Annotated in this window: 14 protein-coding genes and 3 pseudogenes; 13 read left to right on the top strand and 4 right to left on the bottom strand. The window is 59.1% G+C overall.

All coding sequences use genetic code 11. The annotated features are described in order from the left end of the window. Positions 1-22 precede the first annotated feature (22 nt). From ACSKB9_RS15025 to ACSKB9_RS15005, 5 genes and pseudogenes are all read left to right on the top strand, one after another. Positions 23-1008: pseudogene (locus tag ACSKB9_RS15025) on the top strand (IS256 family transposase); the annotation flags it as partial. A gap of 78 nt (positions 1009-1086) precedes the next feature. Continuing rightward, the gene (tnpA, locus tag ACSKB9_RS15020) at positions 1087-1488 is read left to right on the top strand and encodes an IS66-like element accessory protein TnpA (RefSeq protein ID WP_438074066.1); all 402 of its coding nucleotides are present in this window, start codon (positions 1087-1089) and stop codon (positions 1486-1488) included. Beyond that, positions 1485-1832, top strand: a complete 348-nt coding sequence (gene tnpB, locus ACSKB9_RS15015; RefSeq protein ID WP_438074065.1) for an IS66 family insertion sequence element accessory protein TnpB — start codon at positions 1485-1487, stop codon at positions 1830-1832. Before tnpA ends, tnpB begins: the two co-directional genes overlap by 4 nt. Before the next feature lie 47 nt (positions 1833-1879). Then, complete coding sequence (tnpC, locus tag ACSKB9_RS15010; RefSeq protein ID WP_438074064.1) at positions 1880-3532, top strand: IS66 family transposase; 1653 nt, start codon at positions 1880-1882, stop codon at positions 3530-3532. Between the two features lie 73 nt (positions 3533-3605). After that, positions 3606-3830: pseudogene (locus ACSKB9_RS15005) on the top strand (transposase); the annotation flags it as partial. 395 nt (positions 3831-4225) lie between these two features. Here the strand turns inward: ACSKB9_RS15005 and ACSKB9_RS15000 are convergent. Both ACSKB9_RS15000 and ACSKB9_RS14995 read right to left on the bottom strand, forming a co-directional pair. After that, on the bottom strand, positions 4226-5713 hold the full coding sequence (locus ACSKB9_RS15000) for a pentapeptide repeat-containing protein (RefSeq protein WP_438074063.1): 1488 nt from the start codon (positions 5711-5713) through the stop codon (positions 4226-4228). A gap of 781 nt (positions 5714-6494) precedes the next feature. Further along, positions 6495-6824, bottom strand: coding sequence for a hypothetical protein (locus tag ACSKB9_RS14995; RefSeq protein WP_438074062.1), 330 nt, complete (start codon positions 6822-6824; stop codon positions 6495-6497). Between the two features lie 111 nt (positions 6825-6935). Between ACSKB9_RS14995 and ACSKB9_RS14990 the strand changes: the two genes are divergently transcribed. From ACSKB9_RS14990 to ACSKB9_RS14965, 6 genes are all read left to right on the top strand, one after another. Continuing rightward, positions 6936-7259, top strand: a complete 324-nt coding sequence (locus ACSKB9_RS14990) for an acyl-CoA dehydrogenase family protein (RefSeq protein ID WP_438074061.1) — start codon at positions 6936-6938, stop codon at positions 7257-7259. A gap of 1373 nt (positions 7260-8632) precedes the next feature. Continuing rightward, positions 8633-10594 carry a putative bifunctional diguanylate cyclase/phosphodiesterase gene (locus ACSKB9_RS14985; RefSeq protein ID WP_438074060.1) on the top strand — a complete coding sequence of 654 codons (1962 nt, stop codon included), beginning with the start codon at positions 8633-8635 and terminating at the stop codon, positions 10592-10594. A gap of 808 nt (positions 10595-11402) precedes the next feature. Then, positions 11403-13127: a T3SS effector NEL-type E3 ubiquitin ligase NopM gene (nopM, locus tag ACSKB9_RS14980; protein ID WP_438074059.1), complete on the top strand. Its 1725-nt coding sequence runs from the start codon at positions 11403-11405 to the stop codon at positions 13125-13127. Between the two features lie 1320 nt (positions 13128-14447). Continuing rightward, entirely contained in the window at positions 14448-15194 is a 747-nt protein-coding gene (locus ACSKB9_RS14975; RefSeq protein ID WP_438074058.1) for a YqcI/YcgG family protein, read from the top strand. A gap of 142 nt (positions 15195-15336) precedes the next feature. After that, positions 15337-16635: an APC family permease gene (locus tag ACSKB9_RS14970; RefSeq protein ID WP_438080210.1), complete on the top strand. Its 1299-nt coding sequence runs from the start codon at positions 15337-15339 to the stop codon at positions 16633-16635. Then, on the top strand, positions 16632-17735 hold the full coding sequence (locus ACSKB9_RS14965) for a radical SAM protein (protein ID WP_438074057.1): 1104 nt from the start codon (positions 16632-16634) through the stop codon (positions 17733-17735). The genes ACSKB9_RS14970 and ACSKB9_RS14965 overlap by 4 nt, the downstream gene beginning before the upstream one ends. Positions 17736-18083: 348 nt before the next feature. Here the strand turns inward: ACSKB9_RS14965 and ACSKB9_RS14960 are convergent, their stop codons facing one another. Beyond that, positions 18084-18290 (bottom strand): cold-shock protein, encoded by a 207-nt coding sequence (locus ACSKB9_RS14960; protein ID WP_438074056.1) that lies wholly within the window; start codon positions 18288-18290, stop codon positions 18084-18086. 877 nt (positions 18291-19167) lie between these two features. Here ACSKB9_RS14960 and ACSKB9_RS14955 point away from each other — a divergent pair. Together ACSKB9_RS14955 and ACSKB9_RS14950 are read left to right on the top strand one after the other, a co-directional pair. Further along, positions 19168-19932, top strand: a complete 765-nt coding sequence (locus tag ACSKB9_RS14955; RefSeq protein ID WP_438074055.1) for a hypothetical protein — start codon at positions 19168-19170, stop codon at positions 19930-19932. A gap of 677 nt (positions 19933-20609) precedes the next feature. Then, positions 20610-21737: an alpha/beta hydrolase family protein gene (locus ACSKB9_RS14950; RefSeq protein WP_438074054.1), complete on the top strand. Its 1128-nt coding sequence runs from the start codon at positions 20610-20612 to the stop codon at positions 21735-21737. Between the two features lie 199 nt (positions 21738-21936). On the opposite strand, the pseudogene ACSKB9_RS14945 reads toward ACSKB9_RS14950, so the two are convergent. After that, a pseudogene (locus ACSKB9_RS14945) lies at positions 21937-23622 on the bottom strand (MFS transporter); the annotation flags it as partial. Between the last annotated feature and the right edge of the window lie 226 nt (positions 23623-23848).

Genomic DNA, 23848 nt, shown 5'->3' with positions numbered 1-23848 from the left:
CAACGCAACCGAGGAACCACCGATGACCGACGATATGATGAACCTGCGCACGCTCGTGGAGAAGACCCCCGATGCCGATCTGTTGCGCGAGATGATCGGCTTTGCCGCCCAAAGGCTGATGGAGCTGGAAGTCGAAGGCCAGACCGGAGCGGCTTACGGCGAGAAGATCCCGAGCGTCTGGCGCAGCGCAACGGTTACCGCGACCGGATCTGGGAGACCCGCGCCGGCACGGTCGAACTGCGTATCCCCAAGCTGCGCAAAGGCTCCTACTTCCCGGGCTTCCTGGAGCCGCGCCGCATGGCCGAGAAGGCGCTCACCGCCGTGGTGCAGGAAGCCTACGTGCAGGGCGTCTCGACCCGCTCGGTAGACGATCTGGTGCAGGCGATGGGGATGAGCGGCATCTCCAAGAGCCAGGTGAGCCGGCTGTGTGGCGAGATCGACGACAAGGTGAAGGCGTTCCTCGCCCGTCCGATCGAGGGCGACTGGCCGTATCTGTGGATCGACGCCACCTACGTGAAGGTGCGCCAGAATGGCCGCATCGTCTCGGTGGCCGTGATCGTCGCGGTCGGCGTCAACAGCGACGGCCGGCGTGAAGTTCTCGGCATGGACATCGGCCCCTCCGAAGCCGAGACCTTCTGGACGGCGTTCCTGCGCAAGCTCGCCCGCCGCGGCCTGCGTGGCGTCAAGCTGGTCGTCTCCGACGCCCATGAGGGCATCAAGGCCACCGTCGCCAAGGTGCTCAACGCCAGCTGGCAGCGTTGCCGCGTGCACTTCATGCGCAATGCGCTGGCGCATGCCGGCAAGAGCGGACGACGCGTCGTCTCAGCCTTCATCGCCACGGCCTTTGCCCAGGACGATGCCGAGGCGGCCCGGGCGCAATGGCGCAAGGTCGCCGATCAGCTTCGCCCCAAGCTGTCCAAGCTGGCTGGCTTCCTCGACGAGGCCGAGACCGATGTGCTGGCCTATATGACCTTCCCGCCGCAGCATCGAACCAAGCTGCACTCGACCGTATCCCTCCGTTAAGGGCCGCCTTGTTTGACGGAGGCGAGCGCTGCAGGTCCTAGGGGTAATCCTAGGAGAAGCGCTATGACGATTTCGCGGGCAGAGGTGATCACATCGGTCGAGCGGCGGCGTCGCTGGTCGCAGGATGAGAAGGAACGGCTGGTTGCAGCAACGCTCGAACCGGGAGCCACTGTTTCCGAGGTGGCTCGCATAGCCGGCCTTCATGTGAGCCAGCTGTTCAGGTGGCGCAAAGAGCTTTGCGAGCACGGTGAGACGAGTGTAGCGCCGTTGGTACCGGTCAAGATTGGGCCGTCTGTGCCGCCGCGGGATGTGGCCGAAGCGCCATTGACGACGGCGCCGGCGCGTCGACGGAGGAGCCAGGGCATCATCGAGATCGATCTTGGTGGCGGACGCTGCATCCGGGTCGATGGCGACGTTGATGGAGACGCGCTGCGGCGAGTTCTCGATGCCCTGGTGCGTCGATGATCCCAGTTCCGACAAGCACGCGAGTGTGGCTCGCGACAGGCTACACGGATATGCGCAGAGGCTTTCCGTCGCTGGCACTCCAAGTGCAGGAGGTGCTGCGTAAAGATCCGCTCAGCGGTCATCTGTTCATCTTCCGCGGTCGCCGCAGCGATCTTGTGAAGGTCATTTGGCACGATGGCCAGGGAGCATGCCTGTTTACCAAAAGACTCGAGAGAGGCAGGTTCCTCTGGCCATCGGTTGCCGGTGAATCGGTAACGATCTCGCCGGCGCAGTTGAGCTATCTGCTGTCCGGGATCGATTGGCGCAATCCACAAGAAACCCATCGGCCGACGCGGGTCGGATAGCCGCTTTTACGGTTTGAATCTGCTGCTCGATCTGATTCAATAGCTTTATGATCTCGAAGCCGGACGATCTTCCATCGGATCTTGCGAGTGCGCTGGCGGCGCTGCAGGCCGAGCGCGAGGCGCGGCTGCGAGCCGAGGCGGTGGCTGCCAGTGCGCGGGCGGAGCTGTCGGACAACGAGGCGCTGATCGCGCATCTCGAGCTGCGGATCGAGAAGCTCAAACGCGAACTGTACGGGCCGCGCTCCGAGCGCACGGCGCGGCTGCTCGAGCAGCTGGAGTTAGAGCTCGAAGACCTCGTCACCACCGCGAGCGAGGATGAGCTTGCCGCGCAGGCCGCAGCAGCGAAGACGCAGAACGTCCGTCCCTTCACGCGCAAGCGGCCGGTGCGCAAGCCCTGGCCAGACGAGATCGAACACGAGCGCGTTGTCGTTGACGCTCCGATGAGCTGCGCCTGCTGCGGCGGATCGCGGCTGGCGAAGATCGGCGAAGATGTGACCAAGACGCTGGAGGAGATCCCGCGCCGCTTCAAGGTCATCGAGATAGTGCGCGAGAAGTTCACCTGCCGCGATTGCGAGAAGATCAGCCAGCCGCCTGCACCGTTCCATGCCACGCCGCGCGGCTTCATCGGCCCACAATTGCTGGCGACGATCCTGTTCGACAAGTTCGGCATGCATATCCCGCTCAACCGCCAGAGTGCGCGCTTTAAGGCCGAGAGGATCGATTTGCCGCTGTCGACGCTGGCCGACCAGGTCGGCCACGGGACCTTCGCGGTCATGCCGCTCTTCCACTTGATCGAACGCCATGTGCTCGCGGCCGAGCGCCTTCATGGCGATGACACCACCATCCGTATCCTGGCGAAGGGCAAGTGCACGACCGGGCGGATCTGGACTTATGTGCGGGATGACCGGCCCTTCGCCGGGCCTGCGCCGCCGGCGGCGGTCTATTACGCCTCGAGCGACCGACGAGGCGAGCATGCCCAGAAGCATCTGGCCGCCTTCGTGGGTATCCTGCAGTGCGACTGTTACAGTGGCTTCGAGCCGCTGTTCGACCCGCAGCGGAAAGAGCTGCCGATGACGCCGGCGTTTTGCTTTGCCCATGCGCGGCGGGGCTTCTTCGAGCTGGCCGACATCGAGAAAAATGCCCGGGAAGGTAAGAAAGGCAAAACGGTCTCTCCGATCGCGCTGGAGGCGGTCAGACACCTCGATGCGATGTTCGAGATCGAGCGCGCCATCAACGGCCGCGACGCCGACGAGCGGCGCGCCGTGCGCCAGGAAAAGAGCAAGCCGCTTCTCGAGGACATGCACGCCTGGTTGCTGCGTGAGCGCGAAACCCTATCTCGCTCCTCCGAGGTCCTGAAGCCTATGAATTACATGCTCAGGCGCTGGGACGACTTCGGCCGCTTCCTCGGTGATGGCAGGATCTGCTTGACCAACAATTGTGCCGAGCGCGCATTGAGAGGCATCGCATTGGGAAGGCGCAACTGGACCTTCGCCGGCAGCCAGCGTGGCGCCGACCGTGCCGCGATCATGCTGACGATGATCACGACCTGTCGCCTCAACGACGTCGATCCCAAGGCCTGGCTCGCCGATGTCCTCGCCCGCATCGCCGATCTTCCCACATCGCGTCTGCACGAATTGCTGCCTTGGGAATGGAAGTTCTTGCGCCAAGCCGAAGAGCCTGCGGATCAGCAGGTCGCCTGACCTTCACGCAACGCCATCATAGAGCTCGCCGTGCCCGCGCGCATGCGTCAATCAGGCGGTCTTCGTCGTATGCGTACACTCGACCAACCCGATCGAGCGCCTCAACGGCGAGATCAAGCGGCGGACCGAGGTGGTCGGCATCTTCCCCAACGAAGATGCTATCGTGCGGCTGATCGGCGCGATCCTGCTCGAGCAGAACGATGAATGGGCCGTCCAACGTGCACGTTACATGACACTGGAAACCATCGCGCCATTGAGCGATGATCCAACCGTCAGCCTTCCGGCGATCGCCAGCTGACCTGCCCGGCGCTTGCCGGTGAATGCGGTGCCCCGCCGCTAGTTACACCACGCTCAGGGACACGATCATCGATGCTTCAATCATGGCACCCACGCGGCTGCGTGGAGCCCTACTTGCTGGTCTCCTTCAACAATCGCTTGCACTCGCCGGCGTCTGCGGCCCATCCGCCCTAAGGCGAACCCCGCACCTATCCTCCCATCGTGATAGCATGTCATGATGCAGTCTCTTGGACCCTCGGGAATGAGGCGCGCAAAGCCTTCAAAAGCTCGCTCGGGCGACACTTTGCTTATGGGGCTGAAGGCCACTCTACATGCTTCCAGCTGCTCTGTTTTCCGGAGGACTGGTTTTTGGCTGGACATACCACGTCATCGATTTCTACGTTTTTCACAGCAGACTCAAGTTGACCCTTCTCGACCACGTCTCATCAAGGACGAAAACTCGGTGAGATAATTTGAAGCGTCGTTCTGTTGATCCGAGGCCGCTTTCAACGCAGGCCCAAGCCCAGGACATCGGTCTGCAAAGAACGGCGGCTCAAACGTCGTAATTTTTGCATCCGAGAAGTCCGTCTTTACGAAGCTTGCTTGAAACGGCGATATCCCGTTCAAATTCGCCCTGTGGAGAGACGATTGGTTCATCCGGACATAAGCGGTGCGTGCGGCCTCCAGGTTGCTGTCGGTCATTTCTGCCGCAATGTACGACTGGATCAGATTGGCACCCTCAAAGTTCGCGCCAGTCAATGTCATGGATTGCGCAAGATCGCCAGTAATGATCGATCGGTAGAGATAGGCCCTGGAGAAGTCTGCGCCGGCGGCATCGCAGCCGCGTATGAACGCAGAGCGGGCGCGGAGGCCGCTGAAGTTGGCGGCCCTCATTGCACTCTCCGTAATGGAGAGGGCCTCTCCTGACGCATGGGACATGTCCGCTCCGTCGAACTGGCAACACCGAACCGATGCGCCGTTCAAGACCGCTCCAACGAGATTAGCGTTGGCGAAGTTCACGGACAGGAAGCGCCCCTGCGTTAGGTCTGCTTGCTCAAGGTCAGCGTTTGAAAGGTTCGAGAGGCTGAAATCTGAAAATGGAGCGTTCAGCGCCTTTGCCATGATGTGACCGTGCGCTTTCTGCAACCGCAGGTATGGAAGATAGGCGTCTTCTAGAACAAGCTCATTGACTGAGGTCGGGCGCAAGATTGACAGGCTCTCACCGCGGGAGCGGGAGAAACAACAGCCGGCCAGATGAGTATTCGTAACGGTAACCTGGTTCAGCTTGGCAAAGCGAAAGGAAGAGAGCGGAAGGAAGCATTCATTGATTGTCGTTCCCTGCAATTCCGCTCCGTCGAAGGTGGCGTGGCTAGCGTCGCACTGGTAGAAAAGGACGCCACTTAGCACCGCGTTGTCGAACCGCGTTCGTCTCATGCTGCAGCCATGAAATAAGCTGCCCGTTGCATCAATCACGTTGCGCAGACTTGCATCATCGAAATTGCAAACCTGCGCGGCGATCGCATGCATATATGTGAAGTCGAGCTTGGCGCCTCGAAAGCTTGCATTTTCCAGTCCGGGACAAATAAGGGTGGCCTCGGACAGATCAGCCAAGTCTAGCTTCGCGCGGTGGAGTTGCGCGCGATTAAGAACGCTTCGGCGTAGCGAAAATTCGGATAGATCATAGCCGCTAAAGTTCTCATCGGATAGCCTCAGACCGATGCCGGTCTTTTTGATCGCATCCTCCGTTCGCGTCCGGACCGCAGCTAGTGCTGACGCTCGATTGCCCGATCGGCTCCAGTAGCGGAGAAAGTCACCATCTGATGAGGGACGACCTATTGGCGCTCTTTGCGCTGCTACATCCTCGATATCGCTAGCGTTGTAGTCCATTTCTGTATGTTGCGACATCTTGGACACTCTTTGGAGCGTAGATTCTCTTAGCTGACCGAGTGTTTACGGATCATGCCAGGGCTGGTCGACGAGTTGAGCTCACGGTTGACCTCTCTAATTGCGGATCATTGTGTTGGCCCTTTTGCCTTGCCTGCCGACGATTTCGCTTTGGTGATTGCATGACGCTTGTAGCGATAGTGCAAACCGTTCGCGTCGGCTCAACTGTCACTTCTAGTAGGCTGCTCCCTATGTGCCGTCTCCGCAGCCTTCTTGCTTTGCGAGCAAGATCCCGGAAACTCCCCCAGGCATCTGCCTTGGTGCCTGAAGCCTGTGACTTCCGTTCGCTCCACTTGGACCCGGCCCGGTTTCGACTAGCACGTCGCAGATAGGCTAAGTCGATGTCGGCGCTTCTATGGCATCTCGGTTGAGACCTTGGCGTTATTCGGCCGGTTCTGGCTCACGACAACTCCGCTGCTCTCGGACCGGCTGCAAAGGCGGCGCGGGTGCAGCCTTTAACTCGATAAGTAATTTCATCGCCGCTCTCAAACTACAGTTCGGCTTAATCGTTGTTCGCGCATGCGACCAGCTTTTCAAACGCGGTTGGACGATCCTGGGATCGTCCAATTCGCTCTAGGACAATTGCTGCGCAATTTTGGGGGCTGGTGGTGTCGATTTCGAGATCGTAGGCGCCAGGAACGTGGACGTCTTGCTGCCATTCAAGCACGGCCGCTCGGCTGGAATCTTGCCTGGCCGCTGTGGACGCGCTCGGCGTCAAGGCAAACCACTCCGGACCGATCCGCTATGCGGGCGTCAAGGTTCCGAGCCACGACCGGCTCGGCAAGGCCAGGGCAAGCAGATCATCCATGACGGCGTCTCGCCGGTTTACCTGATCGGTCTTGGCGCCGTACGGGAAGGCGTCGCGCGCGGCGCCCTGAATGCGGCAGTCGCACATACCTCGAGCTTTGTGCACAAGCATAGAAACAAGAACCTGTCGGATTACCAGGCGATCCGTCAGGAGCTTGGCGAGTCCCGCCGAGCGCGCCGCCTCGATGCCCGACAGCACCTTGTCGATGTCGCGGATCCGCCCAGACCGAAAGTGTCTCTGCGTCTCGATCCTCGTGTTCGACAAGGTGCTGGTGCCCTATTTCGGTGACCGACGAGGCACAAAAGCCTGGCTCGGGCGTTCCGGCAACATCAACACCTCAAGCCGCCACCGGCGCGCGCGCACGGCGCCGCCAAGGTGCTGGTGGAAACCTTGCGTCCATGGCGCAACGAGCTCGCCGCCAGGCTGGACGAGCTGTGGCGGGCTGGCAAGCCGCAGAGCGAGATCCTGATTCCACTCACCGAGTTCAAGGTGCACGCCGCCGAGGTCGCCAACAAGGTTGCGACAACAGCCTTGACCGTGACCGGCGGTTACGGCTATCGGCGCAGGCCGATCGAACGCTCGTTCCGCGATGCGCGCGCCGCGATCGCGATGGGACCGTCGAACGTGATCGCGCGGGACTGGATCGGAAAGTCGTTGGTCGGGTTGCCGCTCGAGCTGTTCTATGAGGGCGGGGAATAGGTCAAGCTCTGTGGCTGATGGTTGGGCCCGTTCCGTGACGGACCCGATCACGTGAGCTTTTCGGAATCGAATTCGCGCTCTTTCCGACCGTCTGCTTCCAAAGCAGTCCGTCGGCATCAGCGGCGCAAGTGCAAGCCCGGTGATTTGCGCTGGTGCTCAGTCTATCGTCGTCATACCATTGCGCTGAGCCCTACAGGGGCGAGCAAGCCCGCATACGAGCCCCAAGTTCACTCAACCAGATGTTTATCCCGCTACGCGCCGGCAAATGATCATTATCGAGGGATTGAGGGCGTTCGAATGGTCGTTTCCGAATTGGCCGCCCTGTTGCGCGCCGTTCTGAAGGAGATGTGCGAGAGTGTCTCGCGTCAGGAGACCACGCTCGAACTCATGTCGCCTGCAAACTCCTGGAAGCCGTCACCCGCGGAGAGACGTCAATCGATGTCCAGAGGCAGATTGGCCGAGCCGCATTGGTCAATGCGCCCACGATTGGGCGTTAGCAAGTTGTCCCCGGCCGATTTCTGTCCGTACCGCACAGTTCAATGACAGCATAGTTTTTCGGGCGGGCGACCGCGAGGTGCGGTCTGTGCGTTTGGTGCAAACCTCGCACTTTAATTCACAGGGCAGAGCTTCGCGCGCTGGACGCAAATGACCCCGGTAGTTGGCATAGTACCCGTGAGCCCGCCGAGCACCAACGCGACAATCAACGCGGATCTGGTCTACCGGCAGATTCCGCTTAGACGAATTCCGGACCTGGGGCGATTCAAGTGAACGCAAGGCGAGCAGGCTTGAGCTAAGCAGCGCGAGGCTGGCCGCAGTGCGTGTCAGAAAGCAAGTCGGAGATACGGTCACGTTTGAGCACGATCCCCTTTGATTGCATCGCCAGATCCGAGACCCCAGGTGCAATTCTGACGCCAGGAAATCGTCGATGCCTCCACCGAAAGATTGCCTAGCCAAATTATTGGCTGGCGTGTCGTGCAGCACGACGGCGAACCGCGAGCTCCACGCAAAGAGAGAATCGTTGGAGCAAGCGCGCCAACCGCCGAATGCCGCGTCTCGGCGGCCCTTCGTCGAGCCTGATCGATCTCGCACCGTCGCGCCGTTTCATTCAGCTTGGTGGTCGAGCTGTCCGCATGCGGCTTAGCTCAAATCTGCGATCAATAAAAACGATAGATCGGTACGAAACGGACGGAGTTGATCTTTAACGCATAACACCTCCAGACCTCAGCAATGAGTCCGCCGCGCCTTTCTTCGGATGCAAGCTCGTAGGTGTTGTTAGGCTAGCGTTACAATCAAAAGTTTATCTTTTGTCAAAGATTTGCCGCGACCCTCCAGCGCTGGCGCCAACGTCGAAGCGAGCCTTACGGGGTCCCAGAATGAGGGCATGTCTGAACTCCTATCTCTCTAAGCTGATGTCCGGGGACTTGGCGGCATTCGGCGGGCCGACCGCCGATGAAGCGGTCGCAGGATACATTCGTGCTGAGCAGCTCTCCCTCGTGCTGGGCTATTCGCTGGCCATCATGCTGGCCAACGCCTGCAATGCGACCGTGCTCGCAATTGCCCTTTGGCATTCGCCCGACCGAAATTTCGCCCTGGTCTGGGCGGCGACCGTCGTCTGCGGCGCGCTATCCATAGGCCTGAAGGCGCGTTCATCACGCCGGATGACGAAGCCCCAGTTCGTGTCGCGTCAGGCCATGCATCGGCTAGTACGCAATGCGTTGCTTCTCGGAACCGCCTGGGCGATCGTTCCGGTGGCTTTCTTCGCCAACGCCTCAAACGGCGGGCAGCTCGTCATAACATGTCTGTGCTCTGGGATGCTTGCCGGTGGCGCGTTCGCCTTCGCGACGATTCCGGTGGCGGCAGTGGCGTTCACGGCTCCGATCTTTGTGGGTACGGCGATCTGCCTCGGCAGAAACGGCGATTTCGTCTATCTGCTCGTCGCCATCCTGGTCGTGGCCTATGGCTTCGTACTCCTGCACGGCGTTTTCGCCCATTCCTTCGAATTTACCAGACGCACCATTGCACAACTGGAGGCCGAAAGGAGGGGCTGGCGGGATCCCCTGACCCAACTGCCGAACCGCTTCGCCTTCAATGAGAGCCTCGAAGGCGCCCTCAACAGGCTCGCCCGCTCCGGCGAGGAATTCGCGGTTCTTCTTCTGGATCTCGATCGCTTCAAAGAAGTGAACGACAGGTTTGGCCATCCCACTGGCGACGAATTCCTGGTGCAGGTCGCCTCGAGACTGCAGCGATGCGTACGGGAGATTGATACTGTTGCGCGCATCGGCGGCGATGAATTTGCGCTTGTTATGACCAATCTGACCAAGCTGGAAGACGCGTTGGAAGTTGCCGAGCGGTTCGTCGGCGCCTTCGCCGAACCATTCCCGATCGAGAAATGCGAGATCGCGGGGGCAACCAGCGTCGGAATTGCAGTGGCCCCACGCGATGGCGACGTACCTCATGAACTCCTGAGGAATGCCGACATTGCGCTCTATCGCGCCAAGCAGGCGGGGCCGGGAACAATCCGCTTCTTTGAGGCCAGCGACGACAAATCAGCGCGCGAACGCAGGGCGCTGCAGCGAGATCTGGAGCTTGCGATCGACAGAGACGAGCTGTTCCTCCTCTACCAGCCTTTCCTTGATATTCGCAAGAACCGGGTCACCGGCTTTGAGGCCTTGCTGCGCTGGCGGCATCCCGTCCGTGGAGTAGTTTCCCCGACCGAGTTCATTCCAATCGCCGAAGAAACCGGCTTGATCCACGGGATCGGCGAGTGGGTAGTCCGAAGCGCCTGCTCGACGCTGTCGAACTGGCCGTCGGACCTCAGGATCGCCGTCAATTTTTCGGCGGCTCAATTCCATAACGCCAGCATCCTGCAGACAATCGTGCAAGCCCTCTCCCAAGCCAGGGTTGCTCCTCACCGCCTCGAGATCGAAATCACCGAATCGATGCTCATTTCGAAGTACGCGCCGGCATCATCGATTCTCAACTCGCTCTTGCAACTGGGAGTGACGGTGGCGCTTGACGATTTCGGAACAGGATATTCATCTCTGACCTATTTGCTGAAGCTGCCTTACACCCGCATCAAAATCGATCAGTCCTTCATACGGGACATGCTGAGGCGACCGGATAGCGCAGCGATCGTAAGGTCAATCATCACACTGGCGCAGGAACTGCAGATCGGCGTGGTCGCCGAAGGCGTCGAAACCGCCGAGCAGCTTGACTATTTGCGTCAGACCGGTTGTGACGAAGTGCAAGGATACCTCGTCGGTCGGCCGGTCGCGGTCGACCATGTTTTCGCTCTGCTCGATCAGAACAAGCAGTGGTCGACCTCCGCAGCTTGAGGGACGAGGTCGCTTAGCAACGTCGACGGTGATGCATTCTTCAGGTGAAACAGTCGCTTGGCCTGCTGGAGCTTCCCGACGACTGAGCGTACCAGCTTGTGCCGGCAGCACCTGAAAATCGCCAATCCGCCGTTGACTTTCACTGTCTCGAGCGGCTACCGCGCTTGCGGAGCCTGTGGGCATGGCTACCGACGTTCGGCGCATGCCGAAGAGAGTTGCGATCGATAGCCGCGACTGCGTCAACGAACCTGTTGGACTGGCGGTTCGCGGCCGAACGTGATGCGGTCGCCGAGGCGTCCTCTGAGATAATTGCGGTCATACGGTGCTCGGCCTTGACGTTGCCGATGATAGGCTCGACAGCCGCACGACGCTTTCATATCCCGCCGGATGGCGCGTGACGCTGCGGACCTCTGTCGCACAGAGGCTCGATAGCGCTGCCGCCTAAATCTTTGCGCCGCTGTGACAGCGAACGCCTTCGCGCGCGGTGGCTTTCCCCAACGTCGCCGTCTATAGGTCGATCGTTCAGTTCTGTCACGCGTGAAAACAACGCCCAAGTTCGTCGCTCGGCACCTGCGAGAATTGGCGGTGCAGGAAAGCCTGAAGCTCAGGATTCCAGCGCACTGGTGGATACTCTCGAGCGAACTGGGTGTTCTGCAGCGACACTTGTCAGCTGATCGACAGGTTTGCTAAGGGCAGAGCGCTTGCACGCTGACGGTCCCCGGACTTATTGATCAACGAAATGGCAGGAAGCCTCGCAGCAGCCTTGAGAAGCAGCGAGCGTATTCTTTGACGACGAAGAAAGATATTGATGAATACAGGACAGGCACAGCCGAGCGCAGGTTCTTCACCGGACATTTTTGAAGAGGGGGAGCAGGAAAGTTGTCTCCGCGGCTTCACCCGAGCCGTGGCGGATTGGGTCGAGGTCTTGACGGGGTATCGGACCTCGGCCTCCTCGCGCGAGCAGATCCTGGCAAACTGGGTTGCCGAAGAAGGGCAGGGCGAAGCTGAGAATCGGCAAGAGGGGGTCTCACGAATGAGGGTTTCGGACAACATGGGCTCGCATTCGCTAGATTTGTCATCCCTCTCCCTGACCGCTTTGCCCGCCTCACTGCCGCCGAGGCTGCTGGAACTGCGCGCCATGCACAACGAGCTAAGCAGCCTGCCCGCTGGGCTCCCATCCGGTCTTCAGCATCTTCTCATTAGCCACAACCGGTTGACCAGTTTGCCGGACGCTCTTCCGGCGAGCCTCGTTCGGCTGGAGGTGAGCGATAACAGGTTGGCCAGTCTGCCGGCCAACCTCCCGGCGCGGCTCGAGATCCTGAACGCAAACAACAACCGACTAAGTAGCCTGCCCTCTCTCCCGAGCAGGCTCACCTCGCTCGCGATTAGCGGCAATCAACTGACCGACCTCCCCGAGTCCCTCCCTTCCGGGCTCACTGAACTCGATGTCAGCAGCAATCAATTGACCAACGTCCCCGAACTCCTTCCGGGCGGGCTCCAGTCGCTCAATCTCAGCGGTAACCAACTGACCAGCCTGCCTGAGGGTCTCTTGTCGAGGTGGTACTACCCGCATTTGGAGAACCTCGAACTCGGGGATAACCCGCTGCCGGACGAGGTCCGCGCTAACCTGGCGGGAGCTGAATCCTCTCTTCAGCTTGAGCCGCTGCCTCTGTACGAGGCTGCCGCGCACTGGCTCGGGGATGCCCCAGCGGCACTGGCCGATTGGCAGCACTTTGCGGATGAACCAGGCGCCCAGGACTACGCACGGTTCCTAGAGAGGCTACGAGGGACCGTGAACTATGGCAATGACGAGTTTCGGCAGGCAGTGGCTGATGATCTGCGGCAGGCGGCGGCCAATCCGAGATTGCGCGAGCAGTTTTTCGCACAGGCTTCCGAGGCCAACGCGACCTGTGAAGATCGTGTTACTTTGCACTGGAACGGTATGCGGACCGCGCGCCTTAACGCTGACGTGGAGAGCGGGTTATATGACGATCGGCTTTCCGACCTGATCCAGCGCGGCCGTATTGCGTTCCGCATGGAGGCGCTGGACGGGATCGCGCGCGACACGGTCAACTCTCTCCAGAGCGTCGATCCGACCATAGACGAGGTCGAAGTCTACCTGGCCTATCAGCATCTGCTGCGCGAGCCGCTCGAGCTGAGCCACGTCGCCGCGAACATGCGCTTCCTGACGGTCTCTCACGTAACCTCGGATGATGCGTCGCGGGCGTTGGGCCTGGTTCGGGAGCAGGAGGCGAACCAATTCGCCGACTATGTGGCAACCCGCTGGCAACCCTGGGAGACGGCGCTGAGGCGCATCGCTCCGGACGAACATGCAGCGATGCAAGACCGGCTCGTCGAAGCCATGGGCGAGGAGTTTCAGACCCGCCTGAATCAGCGGTTGGCCGAGCATGGTCTATTAGGCGACCCGGATGCCGAGCGGGTACTCGGAGCTCAAGTCCGAAACCAAATCGCAGGCGAGATCAAATGCGAGGTCCTGCACCGTCTGCTTGCAGACCGTGGCCTCGAACAATGAGATTTCCCAAGGCTCCGCAGCATATTTTTCATGGCTCTGCGGGCTACCTAAAGATTGATCGTGAAGGCGCCGCCCATGGCTGCCAAGGCGCATTTGTATCCTTGGAAAGCGTGCTGCCGTCGACCAAGCCCTCTCGCGTCTTGCCGAGCGAGGAAAACTCCTTCTCCCGAGGGGTATATCTGCGTCCGGTGGAAAGCCGCTTCTCAGGTGCGGCGCGCCGTCTCGGTCTCGGAAGAGCAGCAGGCAGGGCAGGCGGATAAAGAGGCCTTTGAGCGGCAACTGGATGAGGCTTGCCGAGCTGGCGCCGCTATTGCCTCAGAGTGGTATCCTCATGTGTCTGGCGCGACCCTGATGATCTGGCGGTCGCCCGCTTTGGCGATATGCAAATCATGTTCAGTGCCGCGACACCCTCGACGAGAACTGGCGCGATGACGACCTAGGCGAGATTGCTGTACGGAGCGATGCCAAATTGCGCCAGTGCATCTGACGAGCGCTGGCTCAGCCCTCAGATTTCAGATGGGATATCCGTTTGGAGTGCTAAAATATCGTTCGAGCTCGACGAGCGCTCGCTGCTCCCATTCTTCGGCCTGCGTCAGCAATGAGATGCGTTGAACTGGTCGGAATGTCGCAGCCTGCCGGCACAGGGAAGCTATTGCGCGGTAGCGGCGCACGTTTTCCATAATGGCCAGCCCAGTCGTCATGTTCGAATCACCCATATTATCCCGGCGGAAAAGTGTGCCAGAACGATTGTCGATTGGTTAGCGATCGGCGCGGTAAGCCTGGATGGGTTAGCAAATCCCTACGACATGTCCTATCAAAACCAACGAGACCAAATCATCGTTCGCAACAGTAAATCCGGTGAACAGTGCTCGTACCGACTCCCACGAACCTGTGGTCTCAAAACGACCCTCACTGTCAAGTTGCCGACATGTCGGAGTTTCGAAGCGTAGGACATCTCACGAGTCATCAGATTGATCTCATTGTCCGGCCGTGACTTTCGCGTTTGGCATGCCCCCTGCAGGTTATACGCAAATGCTCTCCACCATAGACTGAGGAGAAGTCATCGCATGACAGGCTCGCCGAACATTGGTCACGGCCCGGAAATAGTGCTTCCCGAGGCGAAGGAACACTTTTTGCGTTCACCGCATATCGCCGTTTTGGTTCCATAGCTTGATTTGTGGTTCTCACAGACTGAACGGCAACGAAAAGATTGAGCGCCGGTAGAGCGCCTCCCCACCACTTGAGCTCATGCATCTGGCATGCCGATCCGTCAGCCATCGCCGCTCAAGGCTTTGTCCTCTAAATGGAAAGCGAGAGAGCATGCTGATTAACCAGGATGAACTCGCCAACCTCACCGAACAATTCCTGTGGGGTCACGCAGTAATTTTGTCCATTCTATCGAAGTTCGAAGATGAGGCTGGGAGTCGGACGGGTTTTCCCTGCTTCTTCGCGCAGAACGCGGTCAGACGAGGCCATTTACGCTTCCTTCTCGTCCCATATGATCTCGAAAATTCGCGATATGAGCTGGACCATCTTGCTTGTGGGTTACGCAGCTACATTGATGAGATCGATATCGACACTCTCGATATCAGCCACCACCGTCCATTGCTTGTGCTCTTTGAGCCGGTTTCGGCACTGACGACGAGGGACAACTTCAAGCAGATTTTCATCGAAGCGATGCAATACCTGCTAGATCATGATCAGCGACCCTGGCCTTCGCACGTGTCTAAGGATCCTGCGCACCATACGTGGACGATGTGCTTTCACGGCTGTGAGCTCTTCGTGAACGTAAGCCATCCGGCGCACGTTCTTCGCAGGAGCAGAAACATGGGAGCCGGGCTAGCCTTCGTCATCAACCCTCGTAAGATCTTTGACATCGCAGCTCCCGCCAATCGGCGCGGCAGAGCGGTCATGGCAAAGATCAGACGCAACATTGACGTCTACGACGACGTCTCCCACAGCCCGTTGCTGGGATCTTACCTTCTAGGTGAAGCCCAGTGGCCGCAATACATGATCGCCGACAACAACGAGGATGCTCCTCTGCAGTGTCCTCTACGCTTCAACTGAGTTGCGGCATGGTTTGATTTTCACATCGTCAAGGCCGTGGGTGCGGGGTCCATTGGTCTTAAGCGTTAAGCGAGGGATGTCTCCGCGTCCCCGCCGACCGTGACATAGGCGGAATCAAGAGGTTGCAAATGTGAGGTTGGCGGTGATCGCGACCTGCGACGAACGCCTCTCTCTTTCGAGGGCTGATGTGAAAGATGAGCTGCAAAGCCAACTCAAGGGACACCTGGGACTTATCTCAGGCGTTTTGCTCATCGTCACGGTGATCCTTGGATCCGGCATTCTCGTGATGCCGGGGCTTGTATTCGAAAAGCTCGGCAAGAATGGCATCTACGCTTGGTTAGCGTGCTCGCTCCTCTCTGCGCCGATCCTCGTTACAATGGCTATTCTGGGTCGTGCATATCCGAGCACCGGCGGGGTAGCGTACTATGCCAAGCTTGCATTCGGTCAGTACCTGGAGTTGCTGGTATCGCTGCTCTTCTTCGGAGCGACGGTATTGGGGTTGCCGTCCATCGCGATTGTGGGGGCGACTTACCTGCAAAAATTGACCGACTCTAGCGTGGATGTTCATCTCCTTGCCGCGCTGCTCATTGTGTTTGCTGTCTGCCTTGCTCTGTTCAGGAGCGAGACACTCTCTAGTAGCGTAAGGCTAGTGGGTGGCTCGTCATTATCTCTTTTGGTGGGGGTGCTGGCTGTCCTACTCATGCTAGCGGCGCGGGCTAACGGTATCCGATTCAGTGACCCGACCGATCTTGCCTCGATCGCCGCCCAGATTCCGCTGATCTTCTTCTCTTTCGCCGGCTGGGAGATCGCGTCGCATTTGTCTGCGGACTTCCGCGATCCTAAGAGGACTTTTGGGACAGCAATGTTTCTTGCGTTTGTTCTGGTCTGCGGCGTGTACATCACCAGCGCAGCGCTCGTGCATGTCTCCGATATCAAGTCAAACTTTGATACGCCAGTATTTCAAGCTGCAGTGCAAATCGCACCGACTGCGCCAGGTTGGCTGATTCCTCTGCTTGGAACAGTGCTGATCGCGGCCAATCTCTTCGGATCAGTTGTGGCCGTCTCACGGCTTGTTATTTACCTGTCCGGGCAAGGCGTTCTTCCCACCTGCCTCGGCTACTTGCGCAATGGCGCTCCCCGCAACAGTATATATTTTGTGGCTGCGTGTCTGATCACGGTCGTGATCGCCGATCAGATTCGGTTGCTAAACATTGAGATGATGTTCCGCCTGGCCGGCATGAATTTTCTTGCCATTTACGTCATTTCGGCCATCGCGCTCGCCAGGCTGCGGCGAGGAGCAGTTTCGTGGCTCCTCGCTGGCTTGGTGGTGATTCCCTCCGCGCCGATTCTGCTTAACGCAAAGTCTTCGCTCCTCTACATCGCATCTACTGCCTTCATCGCGTACTTTTCGAACCGCAACAGTCGAACGAGATTGTTATGAATCAACGCCATATCAATGAGGAGTTCAAGGCCGTCTCTATGAGAGAGGGCCTGCTACCTGTGAAAGTCACGCCGTTCTATGAAAAGAAGATCAAGGAAGAGGTTGCGGCGCTGGGCAATCATCTGGGGCCACTTCACCGGGTGTCTTTTCCAACGCAGGACAGAATTTCATTGAGGGCTCCCAATGAGGTAAAGGATTTCGTCAACGACAGATCAAATGCTTGTGGGCGCGCCAACAAAACCTCGATAGTGCGAAAATACGCAGACCGCGTACTCTTCCTAACCACCTCGAAGTGCTTTGGACACTGTCAGTATTGTTTCCGCATGGACGTGCTGAGTGAGAACACGTTCATTGACGAGCCAGATGAACAAGATGCTGACCTGGATCGGCTGATTGACTATCTTCGCCGCCAACCAGAAGTCACTGAGGTGATCCTGTCAGGGGGAGATCCCTTGATGCTGCCAGCGTCGCGGCTGGAGACAATCATCGAAGGAATTCGATTGGTTCCATCGGTGAAGTCAATCCGAATTCATACAAGAGCGATCGTATTTGAGCCAAAGGCGTTCACCGCAGAGAAGATTGATATCCTGGCGAGACACGGCCTTCGCATCACCTTCCACATCGTGCACCCATACGAAATCTGCGAAGAGGTCTCCGAAAAGATCGCAGACCTTCGAGGGCACAAGATTAGGCTCTACAATCAATTTCCATTGCTGCGAAATACCAATGATCATCAGCTAGTACTTCATCGTCTGCTGGAAAGGCTCGACGGGATGGGCGTACGCAATCTGTCAATCTTCATTCCCGATCCGATCAACTTCTCCGCGGCTTTCCGCGTGCGCTTGGGTCGCATTTGGCACATTGCAGATCAACTCAACTTGTTTTCGCCATCATGGATCAACTCGACGCGGTTTGTACTCGATACCAGTCGCGGAAAGGTGAGGCGAGAACATTGTACCGAAAAGAACGGCGATACCGATCTCGTCCTCTTCGTACGCGACGGAAATTCAATTCCCTTCCCAGATTTTCCTGAGCATCTCGATGTCCCAGGACAGCTCGAAGTCATGCTGTGGAAGGAATATGGCAGAGCGAAAGTGTGAATGGCGTCTGCTGCACACGTTCAATTGTCCCTATCGGAAGAACGTTGAGGGCAGGTTGCAGGGGCAGGCCGCCTCTTTCCTTTGCCACGCACGGATATCGCCGCTTGTTGGCGGCCTGGATGCTGTTGCCCTTTAGCAAGGCCGGTCAATCGACTGGTCCTGCTCGCTATCGCAAGCCGTTCGGTGCAGAGCCCTCTTGTAAGACCGTGGCCGTCGCGCCAAATGCCAATCCCATTGCGGGACGCGCAGACGACCTCAGCGATGCCAGGAATGCGCTGAGGCCAGATTGATATCAGGGTGATCAAAGGCCGGAGGCGGCAAATTAGCCCGGCCTATCCTGATCGTATCCTATCCAATTCGCAGATCTTCGGCGGAGACCTTACCCGCACGGCCGCTCTTTGGTTCATAGCTAATGCGAGCGCCCTCCGGGAGGCCGTCATGGCCGGCTTTCTCAACAGCACTAATGTGCACGAAGACGTCCGGTCCCCCATCATCGGGTTTGATAAAGCCATATCCCTTGGTCGGATTGAACCACTTCACGGTACCCATCGCCACTGCAGTATCTCCAGTTTGAAGCCTGTTCTATCTAGCCGAGGTGTGAGGCCGATATCAAGACGAGTGCTGGGAGGCTTTTCGTTTCTATCGTGCCGATCTGATCCGAGTGGTGCGTTGAGAAGATCGAGTAGCAGCTCGGTGCACTTTGCTTCAGCGTTTAGCGTTGAGGCATCGATCATCGGCCGCTCGCGGATCGCGACTAGCGCGGCACTATACGTTTCGGCGAACCTGCACTCATCGCGACGTGGACAGCTGCGAATGATTTTCGAAAATTCGTCACGCATCCAATATGCGCCGATCTTGCTTCCTGAGGTGCGTCGCGGCGCTATCATTGCAGTGTACGTTTCGTACGCTGGACTAATTCTTGCAAGAAGCTGATGTTTGATGGTCCGGATCGTCCTGACCAGCTCATTGGCGTGCCGGGTCGGTGGTTGGTGGTTGACGACGCTGGTCAGAATGCAACGCGATGAGTGTGAGCTATGATTATCCAATGCGTCGCCCACATGCCCACAGTAACCGAAGCGGCAGAGGTTCAGGCCGCCATTCCCGGTTGACCTCGCCCCATGCCGGAGAGTCCACGGGCCAAAACGCCTCACACTCGGGCGAGAGCAAATTGGAACGGTGGGCGACTTCGTCGGAAATCCGCGCACTCAGGCAGTCATCGCCAGTGCGCAGGCGCTTTCGGACCGCAGTTTTCGATGAAGCTGGGTTCGATTGCCGTTGTGATCTGGAATTCCTTACACTCGTCAGCTTTTCGACAGCTGCCTCCTATAGAGGCTGAGTCTTGCTCTCGCCTCGAGCCGCTGCCGCCTGCGTCCCCACAAATGAGGAGCGCAAGTCTGCGAGCCCACGGGACCTTTACCGAGAAAAGAAGTGCATGATGGATCCAGTCGACCCATTCAATGCAGGAGCTTGGGTGCGGCAGTACGCCGCCATGCAGCAAAGGCAGCGGGCGGGACAACAGCCGCGTGCCCGGCAACGCAGCTTTGAGCAACAGATCGAAAGGTTGCAACTCAATTCACCCGATGCGAGTTCCGCAAGCTCGAATTTACTTGACGAGAGCCCTGAGGAGCAGACTGGACAGATCCGGCACGCCGAACTCGGCGGTTCGATGCGGCCGCCGTCATGTTCGCGGCTGAGGGACAATTCGTTCAGCAGCGCGCGCCACAGCGCAAATATCCCCCATGAGCGCCGGGGGAGGGCGACCCAGTTATCGCCGCAGTCCAATTTGCTGGAAGATCTTTTCAGCAGCGCACGCTATACCCGACCAGATCCGCGGTCAGCGATCGAACCCAAGAACAGCAAACGACGTGGACTGTGGTCGCGCATCAAGTCAGGAGTTGGAAAGGCGTTTGGGGGAAACGGCAGCGGAAAGTCGTCCGGCTCCGAGGCGCATCAAGAGTTCACTTTGATCACATTTCGCGCCGACCCTGCTAAGCAGCCGGCGCGAACGCAAGGGGTTCGCGAGGAGGACGAAGCGATCATTCAGGAGTTCGCGGCGAGCGCCACTGGCAGCTTGAGCGATGGCACCCTGAGAAATGCGGTGTGCGCGAGAACCGCAGGGCTTCAATTGCAGCTCGAACTGACAACCCCGCATTGTCACCTGGGCTGGATGTCGATGCAGAAACCCATGCGCCGATAAGAAAACTCGGCACTCGCATGAAGGCGGCGTTGGCCAAGCTCCGGGAGGCACGCGCCGGAAGGGCGCTGTCAGCCGATGTCCGCCGCCTGAATCCTTACCCCGCAGATGCTACTCTCATCGACATGTGGGCTGCGGCGGAAAAAGCGACACACAGGATCGGGCCGGAGACTGTCGATAGGCAGGCTCGGCGCCCTTCCAGTCTGAGTGATTGGCTGCAAATCCAAAACGGAGGAGCCATGGCTGGTCGTCTCCTCACCAATGGGTTTGCCAGTGACGTTAGGGCGTACAAGCGTGAAACCCAGGAGACGAAACTCTACCCTGATTTGCGGAGGCTTGGCCAATACCAACAAATCCTCGACGCGAACCGAGGGCTAGGGTTGCCTCCTCCCGAAGCGCATTCAGGTGGTAGGGCAGGCGTGCAAGAATACGGGGCGCCGCACACGCTACCCGCAACACCTGCGACGACGAGTGAGGGAGCCGGGAATTCGTTGAGGGAGGTGATCTATGGGCCCTCTCGATCATCGAGCGTACCTTACGACGGGATGCGGCCGACATTGTTGAGGGAGCCGAGCCGAGAAACCGGACCCTCATCATCCGCGCCGTACCGTGGCCCGCAGTTCAGCTCGTTTTACGACCGTCCAGCAATGCCGGCGACCCCGAGCGAGGGAGCTTCGGATTTGTTGAAGGAAACGGTGGGAGGACCCGCTCCATCATCATCTGCACGGCATCCGTCGTCAGACATCTACGGCGATCGTCAGTCACTGGTTAATATCAATCCGCCCACGCCTCATGACTTGCACGACGATGGTCAATCGATGCTGGCTTCTGGCATTGCCGGACGAGCGTCGTTCGTTGGTCCATCAGGGTCTTTTGAAGAGCTGCGGGATATCGGGACTATCGTTGGGGAGGGCTGGGAGCACGGTTCCCGGCTAGCTTCAGACATCCTGATTGACGTGCAGGGTAATATCAATCTGCTGCCAAACCAGTTCGGACCCAGCCAGTTTACGATCAACGGCGAGCGCTACTCGGCCACTCTCGGACCGGGAGGGCGCGGCGACGTTCGTCTTATCCATTATCCTCGCGCTAGGCTGAAGGTGAAACAGCCGAGGAATTCCAAGCCTACTATTTGCCCGCGGGTGATCCGAATTGTGCGCGCCGGCAGTCATCTGCATCAGCAGCGAACGAGAAACAGGAGCGACGCTGCTCGGAAGGCTGTTGCCTGCGGTGATTGGTCGAGGCACGTCGGTTCTGATTGTCTCTCACGACGACGTCTCAAATCGCACGGGCGTCAAATCGGAACTATGTTGTCTGGCTGCTTGGATTACTTGTCAAGTCGGCCTGACGTCGATGCCCGTCGGATCGGCATCTACGGAGAAGGATTGTCGGCGGCTCTAGCTACTGATTTCGCTGTATCTGATAGCCGCGTCGTTGCGGCGGTTTGCGACTGTGGCTTTTGGAGTCTGGTGCGATTATTGGCGTCTGTGGACTGGATGGCAAGGATGACAGCCAACGCGGACGTGGTGTCGGAGCTTCGCTCGCGATTGGTGCGACAGCTGCGATGCCCAGCTCTGGTGGTCGCCGGGGGAAGCAACATCGTCAGCGTATCGGAGGCGGTCACACTTCAAGCTGACTGCATGGCAGCGCGCATCAACGTGGAGTTGGCCATTGGCCATACCGCAGATGATCCGGCTCCTGCAGGGGAGATCGAAAACTTCGTGTCTTTCGACGATCGCATCTTCGGATGGCTCGAGCATAAGCTGCACATTGAGACTGAGCTGCGAGCGCAGTATACTGGAATTCGCTAGCATCCCAGTCAGCCCGACATTAGGGTTGGTCAATCCTCGGGTGAGGCCGCGATGGCGCACCCATCCTGGAAGGTTCGGTAATGCTCAAGCAACCCGCGATTATTTCCAGGACAATCCGCATGCCTCATTTCGAACGGCTTGCAGCTTTCCGCTGCCTGCTGGCACACTGGGACATTTGGTCATCCGGTGCGGCCGACTGCGTGCTGCCCTTGCTGCTTGGGATCTCCGGCAGCGTTTCGGCGGTCGTGTGGTCCGGCGTATCGTCTTTCCAGCGTACTGAGCCGAACGGCCTTTCCAGCATGCGGCGGACGCGTACCGGCGTGGAGCCGATGTGGAAGTTAATTGCTCGCTGCTCCAGCGCACGCTCCGACTGGGTCGAGCGGTTGCGCCAGCGCAAGTAGTCGAACCAGGTCGGGAAGTGGTAGCGCTCGGTCCACAATTCGGGATTGGCAATGTCGCGCGCGATCGACCAGCCATAGGCGCCGTTGCGCTGGCGGGACAATTGTACGTCCTGCATGACATTATGAAACGCCCGCGCATTTTCCTGTGCAACTCGGTATTCGATCTCGACGACGAGCGGCCCGCTGCGTCCGGTCAAGCCGAGCCGTACCTCAGGATCGGCGAGCAAACTGGCCTCTTCATCCCGCGCGACGATGCGGGGCATAGGCAGCCAAAGACCGATTAGTGGTGAGGCGAGCATCAGCGCGGCCGACACCAGCAGCGCGATTGCAACTCCGGCCGTGTCGGTCAGATGGCCCCAACCCCAACTGCCGACGGCAATCCCGCCGGAGCTCGCCGCCTGATAGGCTGCAAGCGCGCGTCCGGCCACCCAGCGCGGCGCCGACAGCTGCACGCCAATGTTGAACACCGCCCACGCCATCATCCACACGGCCCCCGCCAGGACCAGTGCTGCCGCGGTCAACACCGTTTCGCGGCTGAGTGCGACTGCGGCGATCGCAGCGCCCATGGACAACGCGCAAGCGCGGATCGCGGCCTCGCCGCTCAACCGCTTGCGCACTTCAGTGATGTTCAGCGCGCCTATCACCGCACCCAGGCCAAAGGCGCCGAGCATGATACCGTAGGTCTGTGCGTCGCCATGCAAAAGGTCGCGCGCGACAAGCGGCATCAGCGCAGTGATCGCGCCGCCGACGATGCCGGTCACCAGAGTGCGGGCCAGCACGATCTTGATCGACGGTGAATTGCTGATGTAGCGCATACCAGAAACCATGGCCCGGCTCAATCTCTCAGGCGGCAGCCGTGAGGGCCGGCTGATGCGTTCCCACAGGAACAACGCGACCATCAACGGCAGATAGAGGAGCGAGTTGAGTGCAAATGCAGCCACTGCGCCCGCGGTCGCCACCACCATCCCGCCGATCGCCGGCCCCACGCTGCGTGCGATATTGTAGCTGATGCCGTTCAACGCGATGGCCGCAGGCAACTGCGCTTCCGACTGAACTTGTTCGCTGACCGACGATTGCCAAGACGGTCCCATCAGCGCCATGCCGCCGCCAACGACGAAGCAGAGCACAAGCAAGAGGTTGGGTGTGACGAGGCCCGACCAGGCGACGACCGTCAGGGCGATTGCGCCGGCGAACGCGATGCCAAGCGCAACCAGCGCCACGATCCGCCGATCATACATATCAGCGATCGCGCCGGCTGGGATCGAAATCAACATCACCGGCAACAGCAGCGCGGTCTGCACCAACGCGACCTTGTCGGCCGAGGACGTCATCTGCGTCATCGCCCAGGCCGCACCGACACCTTGAATCAAGATGCCGAGGTTGGAGAGGAGGCTCGCAAGCCAAATGCGCCGGAAGGTCGCGTGCCGTAGCGGCGCCGTGATGCCGTCGGCGTTACGCGTCTGGACTTTGGTTGGATCGATCATATCGGCTCGGCATGATTTAACACGATTCGATTCTGGTGCGAATCACAAGGATGTTCCCGGCGCGATATCGCGTCCAAACATACGCGTAGTCGTGAAATGCGATAACTCGACCGTTTCTGATGCGGAGATGACCCTACTGCGTCGCCGTCATGCGGCTCATAACAGCCGCGACGTTACGGACTGAGTGACCATGAAAGCGGCGACGATAACAATGGTCATTCAAATC

The organism is Bradyrhizobium sp. BR 1433 (assembly GCF_051547665.1).
Lineage (GTDB): Bacteria > Pseudomonadota > Alphaproteobacteria > Rhizobiales > Xanthobacteraceae > Bradyrhizobium > Bradyrhizobium australafricanum.
The sequence above is the reverse complement of the archived record's forward strand: the minus strand, read 5'-3'. Positions and strand labels throughout refer to the sequence as shown.

Bases quoted from the DNA above. Each gene is read 5' to 3' on its own strand.
- tnpA (WP_438074066.1), top strand. From the start codon at position 1,087: ATGACGATTTCGCGGGCAGAGGTGATCACATCGGTCGAGCGGCGGCGT.
- tnpB (WP_438074065.1), top strand. From the start codon at position 1,485: ATGATCCCAGTTCCGACAAGCACGCGAGTGTGGCTCGCGACAGGCTAC.
- tnpC (WP_438074064.1), top strand. From the start codon at position 1,880: ATGATCTCGAAGCCGGACGATCTTCCATCGGATCTTGCGAGTGCGCTG.
- ACSKB9_RS15000 (WP_438074063.1), bottom strand. From the start codon at position 5,713: ATGTCGCAACATACAGAAATGGACTACAACGCTAGCGATATCGAGGAT.
- ACSKB9_RS14985 (WP_438074060.1), top strand. From the start codon at position 8,633: ATGAGGGCATGTCTGAACTCCTATCTCTCTAAGCTGATGTCCGGGGAC.
- nopM (WP_438074059.1), top strand. From the start codon at position 11,403: ATGAATACAGGACAGGCACAGCCGAGCGCAGGTTCTTCACCGGACATT.
- ACSKB9_RS14975 (WP_438074058.1), top strand. From the start codon at position 14,448: ATGCTGATTAACCAGGATGAACTCGCCAACCTCACCGAACAATTCCTG.
- ACSKB9_RS14965 (WP_438074057.1), top strand. From the start codon at position 16,632: ATGAATCAACGCCATATCAATGAGGAGTTCAAGGCCGTCTCTATGAGA.
- ACSKB9_RS14955 (WP_438074055.1), top strand. From the start codon at position 19,168: ATGATGGATCCAGTCGACCCATTCAATGCAGGAGCTTGGGTGCGGCAG.